Source organism: Priestia sp. YIM B13490 (assembly GCF_042787735.1).
Taxonomy (GTDB): Bacteria; Bacillota; Bacilli; order Bacillales; family Bacillaceae_H; genus Priestia; species Priestia megaterium.
Window position 1 is genome coordinate 1 of sequence record NZ_JBHZOT010000001.1, and the last position, 19,208, is coordinate 19,208.

Consider the following 19,208-nt stretch of genomic DNA (forward strand, 5'->3'; position numbering starts at 1 on the left):
TGCTGTCACAGGACGGAATCTTAACGGTAGTAGTTACGATTAATAAACGCCAAAAAACGGTAGTAGCGGGGCCAGAAATCATCTCGCGCGGATTCGTCTATGTAAGAGAATCAGAAAAGCTTTTAGAAGAAGCAACGAAGATTGTTCAGCAAATTTTAGAAAAGTGTATGGAAGACAAAGTGATCGAGTGGTCTTCATTAAAATTAAAAATGAGAGAAAGTTTAAATCAATTTTTATATGAAAAAACCCGTCGTAAACCGATGATTTTACCGATTATCATGGAAATCTAATGTGAAGCCTTCCTGCTGGGAAGGCTTTTTATTTGCAGCTGATGCGGATGTAATAACTATGAGAAGTTCATACTACTACTATCAATAAGTGAAAGGAGCTAGAATATGTTTGAAAATAACGAAAGATTACATTCTGATGAAGCGCCTCAGCAGCCTAATAAAAATGAAGAAAGCAAGGGCGGAATATTAGATAAAATTCAACAACTAGGACAGACCAACGTGGCTCAGCTTCCTCAGGATTCTAATATTCACTGTTTAACGATTGTAGGACAAATCGAAGGGCACATGCAGCTGCCTCCTCAAAACAAAACGACAAAATATGAGCATGTCATCCCGCAAATTGTGGCGATCGAACAAAATCCAAAAATTGAAGGATTGCTTATTATTTTGAATACTGTAGGTGGAGATGTAGAAGCGGGTCTTGCAATTGCTGAAATGATTGCTTCGTTATCCAAGCCTTCTGTGTCGATTGTGTTAGGAGGCGGACATTCAATCGGTGTTCCAATTGCGGTTTCAACTGATTATTCGTATATTGCCGGTACAGCGACCATGACCATTCACCCTATTCGCTTAACAGGTCTTGTTATTGGTGTACCGCAAACATTTGAATACTTAGATAAAATGCAAGAGCGCGTGATTAACTTTGTGAGAGAACACTCTCATATTTCAGAAGAAAAGTTTAAAGAACTTATGTTTTCAAAAGGGAATTTAACGCGTGATATCGGGACAAATGTAGTTGGTGGAGATGCTGTTTCATACGGGTTAATTAACGAAGTAGGCGGAGTTGCTCAAGCGATCAAAAAGTTGAATGAACTGATTGAGCAAGGACGTCAGAATGAGGAGCAGCTGCTGCAATGATTTTGTATACAATGATGCCGCAAGAACTAATCTTTCAGCAGTCTTATCAACAAGAACAATCTCAGCCAAAGCTTATTAACCATAATGGAATCCCGGTTATTGTTGAAGAAAATGAACAAAAGCAACAGCAAATTGTGAGGGTTTTAAGCACGAATCCTCAAGATTATTTGAATGAAAATTATTATCCTGGTCAAATTTTGTCGTAAGGATTTCAGTATAATTATGGTGAATATGGTATAATGAATATGACGAAGAAGGCAGCCGCTGTATTGGCTGCTTTTTTATTCAACTGATAAAAGAAACAAAATCAACATAGAGTGTTGGACGTTGATTGGAGTGGAAAAATGGCAAAGAAAAAACGAAGAGGTCAAATAAAAAAGGATGAATGGAAACGCATATTGCGCTTTGAGCTTATTGGCTTACTTTTATTAGCATTAACGTTAATTGCCATGGCAGGACTTGGTGCTGTAGGACAGGCCCTTGTACTAGTGGTCCGCTTATTTATTGGCGAATGGTATATGCTGTGTTTAATCGGAATGGCTATTCTATCTGTTTATATTATTTGGAAAAGGGAAATGCCTCCTTTAGTGACGCGGCAGCTTATCGGTACATATCTCATTATTTTATCTATTTTACTGTTTAGTCATGTTACGTTATTTGAAAATTTATCAAAAAATGGAACGTTTACAGATCCGTCTGTCATTATGAACACGTGGGATTTGTATATGCTCGAAGCAACGGGTCAATCAAATCACAGCGATTTAGGCGGAGGGATGATAGGAGCTATTATGTTTGCCATGTTCTACTATCTATTTGATAGCTTAGGAACAGAACTTATCGCTGCCTTGCTTATTGTGATTGGGGTACTGCTTATTACCGGACGTTCGCTTCACGAAACGGTATTAAAACTTTTGTCACCTCTAGTGAATTTTTTAACAACGGAGTTAAAAGAAGGCTGGCAAGATATTCAGACGTGGAAACATAAAAAGAAAAAAGCCCCTAAAACAACAAAAAAGAGACGCCAAGAAAAAGCTGTTCAAGAACCTGAAGAAAGCATGGACATAGAAGTAGAAGCACCTTCGCCTCCAATTATTGAACACTTTGACTACGGAGAGGAAGAGTCTAGTCAACCTCCTGCTGCTCCTATAGCTCCGGTGCCGCCGGTTATGGAATCGAAGCCTGTAGCTGCTGCACCGCAACAGCCAAGGCCACAAAAGGAAAAGGAAGAAGAAAAAGCTCCTATGATTACATTTACTGAAACGGAAAATAAAGAGTATGAGCTTCCTCCTATCAAGCTATTAACGATGCCAAAGAAAAGCAACCAGGCAAAAGAGCATAAAAACATTTATAAAAATGCCGAAAAACTTGAAAAAACGTTTCAAAGTTTCGGCGTAAAAGCAAAAGTGGCAAAAGTTCACCTTGGACCAGCTGTTACAAAATATGAAGTATATCCTGATGTAGGAGTAAAAGTAAGTAAGATTGTCAATTTAAGTGATGATCTAGCACTTGCATTAGCTGCCAAAGATATTCGGATTGAAGCTCCAATTCCCGGGAAATCAGCGGTAGGAATTGAAGTGCCGAACGAAGAAGTAGCGATGGTTTCACTTAGAGAAGTACTTGAAGCAACTGAAAATAACCGACCGGATAAAAAGCTATTAGTTGGTTTAGGAAGAGATATTTCAGGCGAAGCTGTGCTAGCAGAGCTTAATAAAATGCCTCATATGCTTGTAGCAGGGGCAACAGGAAGCGGAAAAAGTGTGTGTATCAACGGTATTATTATTAGTATTTTAATGAGGACAAAGCCTCATGAAGTAAAATTAATGATGATTGACCCTAAAATGGTTGAGCTCAATATGTACAATGGTATTCCACATTTATTGGCTCCTGTTGTAACGGATCCGAAAAAAGCTTCTCAAGCCTTAAAGAAAGTTGTAAATGAAATGGAGCGACGTTATGAGCTGTTTTCACACAGCGGAACGAGAAACATTGAAGGATATAACGATTTAGTAAAACGTATGAATGATGATGGAGACGCCGATGCAAAACAGCCGACTCTTCCTTATATTGTGGTGATTGTCGATGAGTTGGCTGACTTGATGATGGTTGCTTCGTCTGACGTCGAAGATTCGATCACACGTCTTGCTCAAATGGCTCGTGCTGCCGGCATTCATTTAATTATTGCTACACAGCGACCATCAGTAGATGTTATTACGGGAGTTATTAAAGCTAACATTCCTTCCCGAATCGCTTTTAGTGTATCTTCACAAACTGACTCTCGTACGATCTTAGATATGGGAGGAGCTGAAAAGCTTCTAGGAAGAGGAGATATGCTGTTCATGCCTGTTGGAGCTTCAAAACCTGTGCGTGTGCAAGGTGCCTTTTTATCAGATGAAGAAGTAGAAGAAATTGTTGATTTTGTAATTGCACAGCAAAAAGCGCAGTATCAAGAAGAAATGATTCCAACCGATGCTCCTGAACAAGTTGATGATTTTGCAGATGAGTTATATGATGAAGCGGTACAGCTTGTAGCAGAAATGCAAACAGCTTCTGTTTCTATGCTGCAGCGACGCTTTCGAATTGGCTATAACCGGGCTGCACGCTTGATCGATGCAATGGAAGAGCGTGGAGTGGTGGGGCCTTATGAAGGAAGTAAGCCGCGTTCCGTGCTGATTTCTCAGCAAAATGAGGATGTTGGATCTTAATAAGTTTCATAAAAAAGATGACTTGCATATGTGCAAGTCATCTTTTTTATGAAACGAAAGAGAGGAAGAATAGTATCATACAAAAATATGTCATGCTAAATAAATGAAATAAAAACGAATATTTAAAAATTTAATGACTAAAATGTTTGGTTTTTATCTAATATTAGAAGAAAAGCAGGTTGTTAGGTATGCTGACATTAAAAAATAACAAAAATTCATTTTTTTTTAAAACAATAAAAATTTTAATAAAAAATTAATATAACCTATTTATTTATCTGTCGAAAAATGATATATTATTTTCGATTAAGTAGTCGAACATCAGAGGTCTGATGACTTTTTAATATGGAGGAAGAGTGATGTCTATACGTGCGGATAATCGGCACTTGTATTTACAAGTGATTGATAAAATTAAACAAAATATAGAAAAAGGAATTTTTAAAGAAAAGGAAAGACTCCCTTCAGAGTTTGATTTATCAAAGCAGCTAGGGGTTAGCCGCGCAACGCTACGTGAGGCACTTCGCATATTGGAAGAAGAGAATATTATTGTTCGCAGACACGGTGTGGGAACATTTGTCAACACGAAGCCTACTTTTTTGTCAGGGATTGAGCAATTAAATAGTATAACACATATGATTGAACAAGCCGGTATGAAGGCTGGAACAATCTTCTTATCTTCTCAAATACAAGAGTTGTCTGAAAATGATTTAACACGTTTTGCTTGCGGGGAAGACGAACAGATTTTATTTGTTGAACGGGTGAGAACGGCAAACGGAGAGCCGGTGGTATATTGCATGGACAAGGTTCCTCAAAAAATATTGCCTGAAAATTTTGAATATAGACAAGAGTCTTTGCTAGAAATTCTTGAAAAACAAGCAGGAAAGCATATTTCGTATGCCGTGGCAAACATTGAGCCTCTAGGCTATCATGAAAAAGTTTCTCCTATTTTACAATGCGAACCAGAAACCGCTTTGCTTGTACTGAAACAAATGCATTATGACCAGTATGATGAACCCATTTTATATTCCATCAATTATTTCAAAGCAGATCAATTCAGTTTCCAAGTACTGCGTAAACGCGTCTAGTTTTTTTTGTGTTTAAATGTCAGAAAATTTACAACTGTTTAACATTGTCCTTTTAAGGAGGTGTCAAATGTAGGTCACAAGGACGAAATAGAAAATTGGCTTTATACTTTTAAAACTATTCAGGGGGTTAAAACATGTTAAAACGTAAAACGGGACTTGCATTATCACTAGTATTAGCGGCAGGAACACTTTTAAGCGCGTGTGGCTCAGACGACGCAGGTAAAAGCGGTGGAGATAAAAAAGCGGCGGATTTTAAAGTGGGAATGGTAACAGATACGGGCGGGGTAGATGATAAATCGTTTAACCAATCTGCTTGGGAAGGTCTGACAAAGTTCGGGAAAGATAACGGACTTGATGAAGGAACTGGATATAAGTATTTGCAGTCTACAAAAGCATCTGAATACGAGAGCAATCTTTCTAAATTTGCTGAGAGTGGCTATAACTTGACGTATGGAATTGGCTTTTTATTAAAAGAAGATATTAAAAAAGCAGCAAAGCAGTATCCTGATGCTAACTTTGCATTAGTAGACGATACGCTAAAGTCAGAGAACTTAGATAACGTGGCAAGCATTCTATTTAAAGAAGAGCAAGGCTCCTTCTTAGTAGGGGTAGTGGCGGCTAAACAAACAAAAACGAACAAAATCGGCTTTATCGGAGGCGTTGAATCTCCATTAATCAAGAAGTTTGAAAACGGATTTAAAGCAGGTGTTAAATCTGTAAACCCAGATGCTGAAGTTATCTCTCAATACGCAGAAAGTTTTAACTCTCCAGAAAAAGGTTCGGCTATTGCTTCTACGATTTACAGCAAAGGCGCTGATATTATTTATCAAGCGGCTGGCGGTACTGGAAACGGCGTATTTACAGAAGCTAAAAACCGTTCAAAAGGCGGGAAAGACAAAAAAGTTTGGGTAATTGGAGTTGACCGCGATCAGCATGAAGAAGGTATGCCTGAAAACGTAACGTTAACTTCGATGGTTAAACGCGTTGACTTGGCTGTAGAAGATGTTGCTAAAAAAGCAATGGACGACAAATTCCCAGGTGGTAAAGAAGTTGTGTTTGGCTTAAAAGAAGACGGAGTAGGAATCGCTCCATCACAAGATAATGTAAGCAAAGATGCGTTAAAAGCAGTTGATGAGTATAAGCAAAAAATTCTAGACGGTGACATTACAGTGCCTCAAACGGATAAAGAATTTAAAGAGTTTGAAAAAACGCTTAAAAAATAAGCTGACGTCTGTTAAGCAATGATTATATGAGTATAAAAGGCTAGTGAAAACTAGCCTTTTTTATAGCCAAAAAACGGAAGACAGAATCCTGTAGCAGGCAGGAATAGGGAGTGAAAGCAGTGGAATATGTTATTGAAATGCTAGATATTCGCAAAGAGTTTCCTGGTATTGTCGCTAATGACAATATTACACTCCAAGTGAAAAAGGGAGAAATTCATGCTCTGTTAGGAGAAAATGGTGCGGGTAAGTCAACGCTGATGAACGTTTTATTTGGACTTTATCAGCCTGAAAAAGGGCAGATTCGTGTAAACGGCCAAGAAGTCAAAATCACGGATCCTAACGTAGCGAATGACTTAGGAATTGGGATGGTTCATCAGCATTTTATGCTCGTTCAAAACTTTACAGTAACAGAAAATATTATTCTTGGAAACGAACCGACGCGAACGGGCAAAATTAATATTAAAAAAGCAGCTCAAGATATTCAAGAGCTTTCAAATCAATATGGATTATCGGTAGATCCATATGCGAAGATTCAAGATATCTCAGTTGGCATGCAGCAGCGAGTGGAAATTTTAAAGACGCTTTACAGAGGAGCTGACATTCTTATTTTTGATGAACCTACTGCCGCCTTAACACCTCAGGAAATTACGGAATTAATTCAAATTATGAAAAAGTTAATTCAAGAAGGAAAGTCGATTATTTTAATTACGCATAAATTAAAAGAAATTATGTCAGTGTGTGACCGCTGTACAATTATTCGAAAAGGCGTCGGGGTTGGCACGGTAAATGTGCAAGAGACCAACCCTGATGAACTTGCTGCTTTAATGGTAGGAAGAGAAGTGCATTTTAAAACTGAAAAGAAAACAGCGACTCCAAAAGAAGCTGTGTTAACAATAAAAGAATTAGTAGTAGAAGACAGCCGAGGAGTAGAGGCTGTAAGTTCACTTAATCTAAGCGTTCGGGCAGGCGAAATTGTAGGCATCGCGGGTGTAGATGGTAATGGTCAAACAGAGCTGATTGAGGCAATTACGGGTCTGAGAAAAATAAAGTCGGGCTCGATCACATTAAAAAATCAAGAATTGTCTACATTATCCACTCGTAAAATTACGGAGTCAGGAATAGGACATATTCCGCAGGATCGTCATAAGCACGGACTGGTATTAGATTATACAATAGGTGAAAATATTGGTCTTCAAACGTATTATCAAAAGCCGATGTCTAAATCAGGTATTTTAAATTATAAAGAGATGTATAAAAAGGCAAAAGAACTAATTGCAGAATATGATGTGCGAACGCCTAGTGAATATACACAAGCGCGATCGCTATCGGGGGGGAATCAGCAAAAAGCCATTATTGCCCGTGAAGTAGACCGCAGTCCGGAACTATTAATTGCAGCTCAGCCAACGAGGGGGCTCGACGTAGGAGCCATTGAATTTATTCATAAAAAGCTGATTGAAGAACGAGATAAAGGACGAGCAGTGTTGCTCGTTTCGCTAGAACTCGATGAAGTAATAAATTTAAGTGATCGCATTGCGGTTATTTATGAAGGGAAAATAGTCGACATTGTAGATCCAAAAGAAACGAATGAACAAGAGTTAGGCTTATTAATGGCAGGCGGTACGCGTGAGAAAGCGGGTGGAACAGCATGAATAAACTTGTGAAAAATGAACGTGTAATGATGATTTTGATCCCTGTTGTATCGGCCATATTAGGACTCATTGCCGGAGCGGTTATTATGTTGCTAGGCGGCTATGATCCAATGCTTGGCTATCAATCTCTTTTTGACGGGATGTTTGGAACGCCAAAAGCCATTGGAGAAACGATTCGTGCCATGACTCCTCTTGCTCTGGCTGGTATCGCGGTTGCGTTTGCTTATAAAACCGGTCTCTTTAACATTGGAGTAGAAGGACAGCTTTTAGTTGGCTGGTTGGCTTCAGTATGGGTTGGGTATGCGTTTGATTTACCAGCGGTTATTCATATTCCTTTAGCTGTATTAGCAGCAGCTGCAGCTGGAGCAGTTTGGGCGTTTATTCCAGGATTTTTAAAGGCGAAATTTCATGTTCATGAAGTAATTGTTTCTATAATGATGAATTATATTGCCCTTTATACAACGAGCAGCTTAATCCGTACGTATTTATATGCGGGTAATGAAAAATCGTATGATATTAAAGAATCGGCATCTTTAGCATCAAGCTTTTTAGCGCAGTTAACCAATAACTCCCGCCTTCATTACGGCATTCTTATTACCATCGCTGCAGCCGTCGTAATGTGGTTTATTTTGAATAAAACAGCTAAGGGCTTCGAGCTAAGAGCTGTTGGTTTTAATCAACATGCTTCACAGTATGCAGGAATGAATGTAGGCCGAAACATTGTGTTATCCATGGCGATTTCAGGGGCTTTTGCCGGGCTTGCCGGGGCAATGGAAGGGCTTGGAACATTTCAGTATATGGGCACATTCACTGCATTTACGGGTACGGGGTTTGACGGTATCGCCGTAGCCCTGTTAGGAGCTAACAGCGCAATTGGAATTTTATTAGCTTCATTCTTTTTCGGAGGATTGCAAACGGCGGCTCCTCAAATGAACTTTATGACAGGGGTACCGTCTGAATTAATTCAAATTGTCATTGCGCTTATTATCTTTTTTGTTGCATCTAGTTATTTAATTCGCTGGGTGCTTGGCCGTGCAGGCAAGGGGGGAGCAAAATGAACTTCTTAGAGGTGTTAGCCATTATTATTCCAGCGGCGCTTTATTCAGCTGCACCGCTTATCTTTACTGCGCTCGGAGGGATATTTAGTGAACGTTCCGGGGTCGTGAACATCGGGTTAGAAGGGCTGATGATGTTTGGCGCGTTCACAGGTATTGTTTCAACCCTTTTACTTCAGGATTCATTAGGTGCTTGGGCCCCGTGGGTAGCGATAGTAATTGCGGCTGTTGTTTGCGCTGTGTTTTCGCTGATTCATGCTGTTGCAAGTATTACATTAAAAGCAGATCAAACTGTAAGTGGGGTAGCGCTGAATTTTCTAGCTGCGGGTCTTTCAATCTTTTTAATCAAAAAGATTTTTGGAAAAGGACAAACAGATTTTATCCAATTCCGTATCGATAAAGTAAGTATTCCAGGTCTATCAGACATTCCAGTAATCGGCAAAATTCTGTTTTCGAATGTTCCTATTACGTCTTATATTGCAATTGCGCTAGCTTTTGCTGTATGGTACATCATTTATAAAACGCCGTTTGGTCTTCGTCTTCGTTCAGTTGGTGAACATCCAATGGCAGCAGACACGATGGGGATCAAAGTTGTGAGAATGCGTTACGTTGGCGTTATGATTTCCGGCATGTTCGCTGGAATCGGCGGAGCGGTGTATGCTACGTCTATCGCTACAAACTTTGCAGCGGGAACGATTGCTGGACAAGGGTTCCTTGCTATTGCAGCTATGATTTTTGGAAAATGGCATCCTATTGGTGCTTTAGGTGCAGCCATGTTTTTCGGATTAGCACAGTCCTTGAGTATCACGGGAGCTCAGATTCCGGTTATTCAAGATATTCCATCCGTCCTTTTAACCATTGCACCGTACGTATTAACAATTTTAGCACTCACTGGTTTTGTAGGACGTGCTGAGGCTCCTAAAGCGCTAGGCGTTCCTTATGAAAAAGGCCGCCGCTAATAAATCCTCTATACGAGGTCTAACAATGACTAAAGTTGGATAAATATAGAAGGTGGAGACAAAGAAATCATATTCTTTTCTCCGCCTTTTTTTCATTGAGAGAAAGAATATGAAAAGAAATGAGGAAGCGCGCGGCAAGTTACTTGAAAATGTTTCCTTGAATTCGATATAGTGGTTATAAGACTAAAATTAGCGTTAAAGATTCAAAATAGAAGTATTGTCTAGTTAATACATCAAAATTTAAAAGGAGGTTTATATATGAAATTATTGACTGAACAAAAACATGAACTAGAAGGATTGACTGTTCATACCATTCAAACAGCTAAGTACAAAACAAACACGTTCATTTTAAAACTAAATGCCCCTTTAGATAAGAAAACGGTGACAATGCGTGCCCTTTTACCTTATGTGCTTCAAAGCGCTACCGAGTCGCTGCCGTCTACGACAAAGCTTCGTACATATTTAGATGAGCTTTATGGTGCTACTTTACAAGTAGACTTAACAAAAAAAGGTGATAACCACGATATTACGATTCGCATTGATATAGCGAATGAAAAATATTTGAAAGATTCAACTCCGCTTTTGCAAAAAGCGTTAGCGCTTCTTGGCGATATTTTATTAAAGCCAGCAGTTGAAGGGGACTCTTTTTTAAAGGATATTATGACAAAAGAAAAGCGTTCGCTTCGTCAGAGAATTCAAGCCGTATTTGATGATAAAATGCGCTATGCTAATTTAAGACTAGTCGAAGAAATGTGTAAAGAAGAACCTTACTCTTTACATGTAAACGGTCAAATTGACGACGTGGAAGAAATTACAGGTGAAAGTTTGTACGCCTATTATCAGCAGGTGTTAAAAGAAGATGCCATTCACCTTTATGCTATTGGAGATTTGCAAGTCGAAGAGGTTTTACAAACAGTAAAAGAAACATTTACGTTACCAAAGCGCGAGCAAAAAGACATTGAAGATTCTATTACGTCTAAAGATATCTCAAAAGTAAATGAAGTAGTGGAAAAACAAGAAGTAAAACAAGGGAAATTAAATATTGGCTACCGCACAAATGTTGTATACGGAGATAGACAGTATTTTGCTCTGCAAGTATTTAACGGTATATTCGGAGGTTTCTCACATTCTAAGCTATTTATCAATGTGCGTGAAAAAGCAAGCTTAGCCTATTATGCCGCTTCAAGGGTAGAAAGTCATAAGGGGTTACTGATGGTCATGTCGGGTATTGATGCTAAAAATTACGACCAAGCCGTGACCATTATTAAAGAACAAATGCAGGAGATGAAGCAAGGGTCGTTCACAGACGGCGAAATCGCTCAAACAAAAGCCGTCATTCACAATCAGCTGCTTGAAACGGTGGATACTCCACGAGGACTAGTAGAGGTTATGTATCATAATGAATTAACAGGCAAAGACATTTCAATTGACGAATACTTAAAGCATATTGATGCGGTATCTAAGCAGGAAATTATTAAAGTGGCTGAGAAAATTGAAATGGATACAATTTATTTCTTAACAGGAACGGGCGGTGAAGAAAATGGAGAAAATTGAATTTTCGCAGCTTCAGGAACAGCTGTATCATGAAAAAATGGATAACGGGCTACAGGTATATATTTTGCCAAAGCCGGAGTTTAACAAAACGTTTGCTACCTTTACAACGAACTACGGATCGATTGACAATCAATTCGTACCGCTAAATGAAAATGAAATGACAAAAGTTCCGGACGGAATCGCACACTTTTTAGAGCATAAATTATTTGAAAAAGAAGACGGGGATGTCTTTCAGCAGTTTAGTAAACAAGGCGCTTCGGCCAATGCATTTACTTCTTTTACCCGCACAGCTTACTTATTCAGCTGTACGTCAAATTTTGAAGAAAACCTTGAAACATTAGTGGACTTTGTACAAGAGCCGTACTTCTCAGAAAAAACGGTCGAAAAAGAAAAAGGCATTATCGGTCAAGAAATTACAATGTATGACGACAATCCGGACTGGCGCTTGTATTTTGGCACCATTCAAAATATGTACAAAAACCACCCTGTTAAAATTGATATTGCCGGCACGATCGAATCGATTTCACATATTAATAAAGATTTGCTGTATACATGCTATGAAACGTTCTACCATCCAAGCAACATGCTGTTGTTCATTGTAGGTCCTGTTGATGCGGAAAAAGTAATGAAGCAAGTCCGAGACAATCAGCAGAAAAAAGATTATAAAGAAATCTCTGACATACAGCGTCATTTTGACGAAGAGCCTGAAACGGTGGATCAAGAAAAACAAGTACTAAAAATGCCGGTGCAGTCTTCTAAATGTATGGTGGGTCTAAAAGCGAAAAATCCGCAGCGTTCAGGTGGAGAAATGCTTAAATATGAGTTAGCAATGAATATTATTTTAGATTACGCATTTGGAAAAAGCTCTTCGTACTATGAGGAATTATATGCAGACGGGCTCATTGATGAAACATTTGCTTATGATTATACGGAGGAAAGAGGATTTGGTTTTGCTCTTATCGGAGGAGATACGGACCAACCGGAGCAGCTGTATGATCGAGTTAAACAAATTTTACTTGAAATGAAAACAAAATCACTAACAGAAGAGGAGCTTGAGCGTATCCGTAAAAAGAAAATCGGCGGATTTTTACGTTCATTAAACTCACCTGAGTTTATCGCTAATCAGTTTACACGCTATGCATTTAATGATATGAATTTATTTGATATTGTTGAAACGCTGGAAAAACTGAAGGTGAACGAAATAAAAGATGTGCTAAACGAGATTATTGATGAAAAGAACTTTACGGTTTGTGAAGTAGTACCTAAATAAAGATGATTGTTGCCAAAAAAGCTGATGTTCATCAGCTTTTTTGCATGTAAAGGAGAGAAGGTTATGGAGAAATTTGCCCTTGTGACAGGTGCAAGCGGAGGAATTGGCACAGCGATTGCTAAGCAATTGGCTGAGGATGGATATTCCCTTATTTTGCATTACCATCAACGAAGAGACAGAATAGAGGCGCTTGCACATGAGCTTGCTGAAAAGGTAAAAACCGTGTTTACGGTACAAGCGGATTTATCATGTAAAGAGGGAGTGGAGAAGTTTTTAGAGGAAATTATTGTTCCGGTAGAAGTTATTATTCATAACAGCGGACGAAGCGTTAGCGGGTTAATGACAGATACTCCGGCAAAAGAAACTGAAGAAATGATCTATCTTCACATCACGGCTCCCTTTGTTATTACCAAAGCTTTATTACCTAAAATGATTAGTGCTAAAAGCGGACAAATCATCATGATTTCTTCCATTTGGGGACTTACAGGAGCTTCATTTGAAGTCCTTTATTCAATGGTAAAAGGTGCACAAAATACATTTGTAAAAGCTTTGGCGAAAGAGGTTGCACTAAGTGGGGTTCGAGTAAATGGAGTTGCGCCCGGAGCGATTGAAACGGATATGATGGCCAGCTATTCAAAAGAAGAGGTCAAAGAGCTGGCTGAAGAGATCCCTTTAGGAAGAATAGGATATCCAAAAGAAGTGGCAGAGGCGGTTTCATATTTAATATCTTCACGAGCTTCCTACATAACGGGACAAATATTATCGGTTAATGGCGGCTGGTACATATAAAGTGTGCATAAAATCAAAAACAAGGTACAAACTATGATATGAATAAACCTTAAGGAGGGCTACTCATGTCAGTATTAGAAAACTGGGATAGCTGGAAAGATTTTTTAGGCGACCGTTTACATCATGCGCAAAACGAAGGAATGCAAGAAGAAGTTATTCATGATCTTGCTTATCAAATTGGTGGATATTTAGCAAACCAAGTTGATGCAAAAAATGATCAAGAGCGAATTTTAGCAGACCTTTGGAGCGTTGCTTCTAAAGAAGAGCAGCATGCGATTGCGAGCAGCATGGTGAAATTAGTTCAAAATAACGGATCAGTAAAATAAGTTATCGTTTCTAAAAAGGAGCTAATTCACCGCGTGTGAGAGCTCCTTTTTTCTTAGAAATAAATAGTACAAATAAACAAGCGCTTACATACATAACAAATGTAGAACTACTTGTCTTTAGGGTTTATAATATAATGGAAATCATTTATAGTTAAACTAGGTGAAAAAAAGGGGGCACCTCTCGAAGGCCAGCCAAGAAATGGGAGGGGTTTGATGGAGAAAATTGAGTGGTATTTAGAATATCAAATACAAAAAAATCGTCCGGGTCTTTTAGGTGATATTTCATCGCTTCTTGGAATGTTGTCAATTAATATTGTCACAATTAATGGAGTGGATGATATTCGCCGCGGATTATTGCTGCGCTGTGATTCACATGAGCAAATAGACAGGCTTGAATCTATTTTGAAAACAATGGATAATATCATTGTGACAAAAATGAGACCGCCTAAATTGCGTGATAAGTTAGCAGTGCGTCACGGCCGCTATATTCAGCGGGACGCAGATGATAAAAAGACGTTCCGTTTCGTAAGAGATGAATTAGGTTTGCTCGTAGATTTTATGGCGGAACTGTTTAAACAAGACGGTCATAAGCTTATCGGCATTCGAGGTATGCCGCGAGTAGGCAAAACCGAATCCATTGTAGCAGCTAGCGTATGTGCGAACAAAAGGTGGCTTTTTGTGTCTTCTACACTCTTAAAACAAACGATTCGCAGTCAGCTTATTGCTGACGAATACAACGCCGATAATATTTTTATTATTGACGGGATTGTATCGACAAAACGAGCGAATGAAAAGCACTGGCAGCTTGTACGAGAAGTAATGAATGTACCCGCGACAAAAATTGTGGAGCATCCGGATGTATTTGTACAAAATACCGAGTATTCGTTAGATGATTTTGCCTACATTATTGAAATAAGAAACGACCCCAATGAGAAAATTACATATGAAATAATGGAAGGTCCTCAAATGTTTCAAGACGGTGGATTATCGATGTTTGATTTTTAGCATAATTGGTAGGTGTTAGCATTGACAGAGTTAGGACAAAGGTTAAGACAAGAACGAGAAAGCAAAGGATTGTCGTTAGAAGATTTACAAAAACTAACGAAAATTCAAAAACGCTATTTACTTGGCATTGAAGAAGGCAATTATGAGGTTATGCCTGGGAAATTTTACGTACGAGCGTTTATTAAGCAATACTGCGAAGCAATTGGGTTGGACACAGATGCTATTTTTGAAGAATACAAATCAGACATTCCTTCAACTCAAACAGAAGACATGCCGCAGCAGCTTTCGCGCGTTCGCAGCCGCAAAGAAATTCCTCAGCATACAAAAGGAGTTTCAAAAGCATATGACTACCTTCCAACTGTTCTAGTGGTGGCGGGAGTTGTAGTTGTTGGGATTATTATTTGGGTAATCGCTCAAAATATCGTCTCGGATAAAAACAAGGAGCAGGCTAACCAAGAAGCTCCAAACAGCGAAGTTCAGCAGTCTAACACGCAGGAAGAAACGAATGAAACTACTGCAAAAAATGACAATAGCAACTCAGAAGATGAACAAAGTGCTGCTGATAAGAAAGAACAAGAAAAAGAAAAAGCTGAAAAAGAAAAAGCCGCAAAAGAAAAAGCTGAGAAAGAAAAAGCTGAAAAAGAAAAGAAAGACAGCGGTAAACAAGAATACAAGGAAGTTCAAAAAACAGGCAGAAGTGCTACGTATGCTCTTTCCGGTGCAGATGCATTTAATCTAGAAGTAACATCCACTCAAGCAGATACTTGGTTAGATGTGAAAAATGGAAAAGGAAATGCTTTCTTTAGCTCCATTCTAAAAAAAGGTGAAACAAAAGAATTTGATTTGACGAAAGAAACTGAAGCTCGCGTCAACATCGGTTATTCACCTGGGGTAGAGTTAAAAGTAAATGGAAAAGCGGTTGACTTGCCGTTTGATTCATCCAAGCAAGTTCGACAAGTTGTAACGATTCAATATCAGCCGGCAGAAGCACAGTAAACACCCTGTTTTAAAAAGTGATCAGGGTGTAAATAAAGATAATATGTGAATTAATCACTCATTCACGCTATAATAAAACCAAAGCCGTGCAAACAACTTCGTTTGCACGCTTTCATTTTGTAACAGTAATTGGAGGCAGAAGAAATGAATTTACCAAACAAGATTACCATTTCGCGGATTTTTCTAATTCCCGTATTCCTCATTTTTATGATGGTGCCGCTACCATTTGGCACAGTAGAGGCGGCAGGAAAAGAGATTCCGATCGCTCACCTATTAGGGGCAGCATTATTTATTATTGCATCTACAACAGACTGGATAGACGGATACTATGCTCGAAAGTACGATTTAGTCACGAACTTGGGCAAATTTTTAGATCCACTAGCAGACAAGCTATTGGTTTCAGCTGCGCTTGTAGCTATTGTTGACTTAGATTTAATTGCAGGTGCAGGATGGGCTGCTATCATCATTATTAGCCGGGAATTTGCTATCACTGGTTTAAGACTTGTACTAGCAGGGGAAGGGGAAGTTGTAGCAGCAAATATGTTAGGTAAAATTAAAACATGGACTCAAATTTTAGCTATTTCAGCTATTCTGTTGTATAACTTGCCTTTTGAATGGGTTTCCATTCCATTTGCTAGCGTAATGCTTTGGATCTCAGTGATTTTTACAGTTATTTCAGGCTGGGACTACTTTGCTAAAAACAAACAGGCTTTTGTTAACTCAAAATAAGTAAGATGGAGATGATATGATGAACGCTGAAATTATTGGAGTCGGCTCTGAGCTGCTGCTTGGACAAATTGCCAATACAAACGCTCAGTATTTATCGAAAAAATTAGCCGAACTTGGAATTAATGTTTACTATCATACGGTAGTAGGAGATAATGCACAGCGCTTAAAAGAAGTGATTGCTACAGCTCAAACGCGTGCGGAGTTAATTATTTTCACAGGCGGGCTTGGTCCTACAAAAGATGATTTAACAAAAGAAACAATTGCGAGTGTGCTAGGAGTAGAGCTGACAACAAATGCAGAAGCACTTGAAAGCATTGAAGCCTATTTCAAACAGTCAAATCGTATCATGACACCTAACAATAAAAAACAGGCAATTGTGCTAGAAGGTTCGGCAGTGCTTCCTAACGATTACGGAATGGCTCCAGGTATGGGGCTTACGGTAGAGGGAAAACACTATATGCTATTCCCCGGGCCTCCAAAAGAGCTTTATCCAATGTATGAATCGTATGGTCAAGAATTTTTAGCTCAAAAGCTTGAATTAAAAGAAAGTATTGAATCACGCGTTCTTCGCTTTTTCGGAATAGGAGAATCACAGCTTGAGACGGAAATTGAAGATTTGCTTGATGCGCAAACCAACCCGACGATTGCGCCGCTAGCAGGAGATGGAGAAGTGACGCTTCGCTTAACTGCTAAGCACGCTGATGCCGCTGAAGCACAGCGCATGTTAGACGAAGTGGAAAAAACCATTTCAGAGCGCGTAGGCGAGTATTTATATGGATACGAAGCAACTTCTTTACATAATGAATTGGTAAAAGAATTAACGGCGCAAGGCTTGACGATTGCTTCAGCCGAAAGTTTAACCGGCGGTTTATTCAGCGAACGTTTAACAACTGTTTCAGGTGCTGGAGAAGCTGTAAAAGGCAGCCTGGTCGCCTATCATTATGAAATCAAGCAAAATATCCTCGGAGTGAGCGAACACACGCTGAATCAGTACGGAGCCGTTAGCGAGCAGTGCGCGGCTGAAATGGCTCAGCGTATTCAACAGTTATGCAAAACGGATATTGGCATCGGATTTACAGGTGTAGCTGGACCTTCCAAACAAGAAGGACATCCTGTAGGAACAGTATATATAGGGGTAGCCTATAAAGATCAAGCTCCTCAAGTTTACAGCCTGCAGCTATCTGGAAGCCGCCAGGGGATTCGTTCACGAACGGTTAATTATGGCTGTCATTACGTATTAAAGATGATAAAGAAATAAAGAAAAAAGGCTGTTTGGTTTTTCCAAAACAGCCTTTTTTTTATAAAATAATAAACGAACATTTATTCGCTTTTTGCTTGTCAAACGACTCAAAAACTAGTATAGTAAGTTATAGAAAGTTGTTAATTCGACATTGCTACTACATCGTAGTAAGTTTGCAGTTTATAGATGATTTCAAAGAGATAGAGGAGGAAATTGAGTGAACGATCGTCAAGCAGCCCTTGATATGGCTTTAAAACAAATTGAAAAGCAATTTGGTAAAGGTTCAATTATGAAATTAGGTGAACAAACGGAAAAAAGAATTTCTACAATTCCAAGTGGTTCATTAGCGTTAGATATAGCTTTAGGTGTAGGTGGATATCCACGTGGACGTGTAGTTGAAGTATATGGTCCAGAAAGCTCAGGTAAAACAACAGTTGCTCTTCATGCGATTGCAGAAGTTCAACAGCAGGGCGGACAGGCTGCATTTATCGATGCGGAGCACGCGTTAGATCCTGTATATGCTCAAAAATTAGGTGTGAATATTGATGAGCTATTATTATCTCAGCCTGATACGGGAGAACAAGCTTTAGAAATCGCTGAAGCTTTAGTTCGAAGCGGTGCAGTAGATATTATCGTTGTTGACTCAGTAGCAGCATTAGTGCCAAAAGCGGAAATTGAAGGAGAAATGGGAGACTCTCACGTGGGTCTACAAGCTCGTTTAATGTCTCAAGCATTGCGTAAACTATCTGGAGCTATCAACAAGTCTAAAACAATCGCTATCTTTATTAACCAAATTCGTGAAAAAGTCGGCGTTATGTTTGGTAATCCTGAAACAACTCCTGGTGGACGTGCGCTTAAATTCTATTCTTCAGTGCGTCTAGAAGTGCGTCGTGCAGAGCAGTTAAAGCAAGGAAACGATATTGTAGGTAACAAAACAAGAATTAAAGTTGTGAAAAACAAAGTAGCTCCGCCTTTCCGTGCTGCTGAAGTAGATATTATGTACGGAGAAGGTATTTCAAAAGAGGGTGAAATTTTGGATATCGCTTCTGAACTAGATATTGTTCAAAAAAGTGGATCTTGGTATTCATATAATGACGAGCGTCTAGGTCAAGGTCGTGAAAATGCAAAACAATTCTTAAAAGAAAATACTGATATTCGTCAGGAAATTGCGGGACAAGTGCGTGAACATCATGGTTTAGACCAAGATGGAGAGCCAGCTCCTGAGGATGACGATCAAGGCGATTTAAATATTTAATTTGCTGCGAGATAAAAAAAGACTCCTCTATTTCAAAGAAGGGGTCTTTTTTTTGTAAAAATTGTTAATGATAGAAAAGTAACATACGAAATTTCAATATATACTGTAGAGGCAGGCTTGACAATAAAAATGCACAGATTTACAATTAAGATGTATATTTTCCCTTTTTAAAACATTTTAGCGTTTAAAAGCCTTTGTGTGTATATTGAAAGGTGAATACGATGTA

General features: G+C 39.0%; 17 protein-coding genes and 1 pseudogene. All 18 read left to right on the forward strand.

The window, feature by feature from the left end:
- Window positions 1-290: pseudogene (locus ACFX4R_RS00005) on the forward strand (Zn-dependent hydrolase); the annotation flags it as partial.
- A gap of 105 nt (window positions 291-395) precedes the next feature.
- Complete coding sequence (locus ACFX4R_RS00010) at window positions 396-1,148, forward strand: ClpP family protease (RefSeq protein WP_013058820.1); 753 nt, start codon at window positions 396-398, stop codon at window positions 1,146-1,148.
- Complete coding sequence (locus ACFX4R_RS00015; protein ID WP_377568259.1) at window positions 1,145-1,354, forward strand: YlzJ-like family protein; 210 nt, start codon at window positions 1,145-1,147, stop codon at window positions 1,352-1,354. The genes ACFX4R_RS00010 and ACFX4R_RS00015 overlap by 4 nt, the downstream gene beginning before the upstream one ends.
- Window positions 1,355-1,492: 138 nt before the next feature.
- The gene (locus ACFX4R_RS00020) at window positions 1,493-3,850 is read left to right on the forward strand and encodes an FtsK/SpoIIIE family DNA translocase (RefSeq protein ID WP_043976532.1); all 2,358 of its coding nucleotides are present in this window, start codon (window positions 1,493-1,495) and stop codon (window positions 3,848-3,850) included.
- A 356-nt stretch (window positions 3,851-4,206) separates the two neighbouring features.
- On the forward strand, window positions 4,207-4,932 hold the full coding sequence (locus ACFX4R_RS00025) for a GntR family transcriptional regulator (RefSeq protein ID WP_162214896.1): 726 nt from the start codon (window positions 4,207-4,209) through the stop codon (window positions 4,930-4,932).
- 134 nt (window positions 4,933-5,066) lie between these two features.
- Window positions 5,067-6,155 carry a BMP family lipoprotein gene (locus tag ACFX4R_RS00030; RefSeq protein ID WP_013058816.1) on the forward strand — a complete coding sequence of 363 codons (1,089 nt, stop codon included), beginning with the start codon at window positions 5,067-5,069 and terminating at the stop codon, window positions 6,153-6,155.
- Between the two features lie 119 nt (window positions 6,156-6,274).
- Window positions 6,275-7,804, forward strand: a complete 1,530-nt coding sequence (locus ACFX4R_RS00035; RefSeq protein WP_043976534.1) for an ABC transporter ATP-binding protein — start codon at window positions 6,275-6,277, stop codon at window positions 7,802-7,804.
- Complete coding sequence (locus ACFX4R_RS00040; RefSeq protein WP_014458483.1) at window positions 7,801-8,862, forward strand: ABC transporter permease; 1,062 nt, start codon at window positions 7,801-7,803, stop codon at window positions 8,860-8,862. Before ACFX4R_RS00035 ends, ACFX4R_RS00040 begins: the two co-directional genes overlap by 4 nt.
- Window positions 8,859-9,818, forward strand: coding sequence for an ABC transporter permease (locus tag ACFX4R_RS00045; RefSeq protein ID WP_013084750.1), 960 nt, complete (start codon window positions 8,859-8,861; stop codon window positions 9,816-9,818). Before ACFX4R_RS00040 ends, ACFX4R_RS00045 begins: the two co-directional genes overlap by 4 nt.
- A gap of 258 nt (window positions 9,819-10,076) precedes the next feature.
- A complete protein-coding gene (gene yfmF / locus ACFX4R_RS00050; protein ID WP_013058812.1) occupies window positions 10,077-11,372 on the forward strand; it encodes an EF-P 5-aminopentanol modification-associated protein YfmF in 1,296 nt (431 codons plus the stop codon).
- A complete protein-coding gene (yfmH, locus tag ACFX4R_RS00055) occupies window positions 11,359-12,642 on the forward strand; it encodes an EF-P 5-aminopentanol modification-associated protein YfmH (RefSeq protein ID WP_025750276.1) in 1,284 nt (427 codons plus the stop codon). The genes yfmF and yfmH overlap by 14 nt, the downstream gene beginning before the upstream one ends.
- Window positions 12,643-12,705: 63 nt before the next feature.
- Complete coding sequence (ymfI, locus tag ACFX4R_RS00060) at window positions 12,706-13,431, forward strand: elongation factor P 5-aminopentanone reductase (RefSeq protein ID WP_013084748.1); 726 nt, start codon at window positions 12,706-12,708, stop codon at window positions 13,429-13,431.
- A 65-nt stretch (window positions 13,432-13,496) separates the two neighbouring features.
- Entirely contained in the window at window positions 13,497-13,757 is a 261-nt protein-coding gene (locus ACFX4R_RS00065) for a DUF3243 domain-containing protein (protein WP_013058809.1), read from the forward strand.
- A gap of 213 nt (window positions 13,758-13,970) precedes the next feature.
- Window positions 13,971-14,762 carry a DUF3388 domain-containing protein gene (locus ACFX4R_RS00070; protein ID WP_013058808.1) on the forward strand — a complete coding sequence of 264 codons (792 nt, stop codon included), beginning with the start codon at window positions 13,971-13,973 and terminating at the stop codon, window positions 14,760-14,762.
- 12 nt (window positions 14,763-14,774) lie between these two features.
- A complete protein-coding gene (locus tag ACFX4R_RS00075; protein ID WP_230183194.1) occupies window positions 14,775-15,758 on the forward strand; it encodes a helix-turn-helix domain-containing protein in 984 nt (327 codons plus the stop codon).
- Between the two features lie 144 nt (window positions 15,759-15,902).
- Window positions 15,903-16,487: a CDP-diacylglycerol--glycerol-3-phosphate 3-phosphatidyltransferase gene (pgsA, locus tag ACFX4R_RS00080; protein WP_013058806.1), complete on the forward strand. Its 585-nt coding sequence runs from the start codon at window positions 15,903-15,905 to the stop codon at window positions 16,485-16,487.
- 16 nt (window positions 16,488-16,503) lie between these two features.
- On the forward strand, window positions 16,504-17,745 hold the full coding sequence (locus ACFX4R_RS00085; protein ID WP_322552392.1) for a competence/damage-inducible protein A: 1,242 nt from the start codon (window positions 16,504-16,506) through the stop codon (window positions 17,743-17,745).
- A 199-nt stretch (window positions 17,746-17,944) separates the two neighbouring features.
- Window positions 17,945-18,982, forward strand: coding sequence for a recombinase RecA (recA, locus tag ACFX4R_RS00090; RefSeq protein WP_013058804.1), 1,038 nt, complete (start codon window positions 17,945-17,947; stop codon window positions 18,980-18,982).
- The last annotated feature ends 226 nt before the right edge of the window (window positions 18,983-19,208 follow it).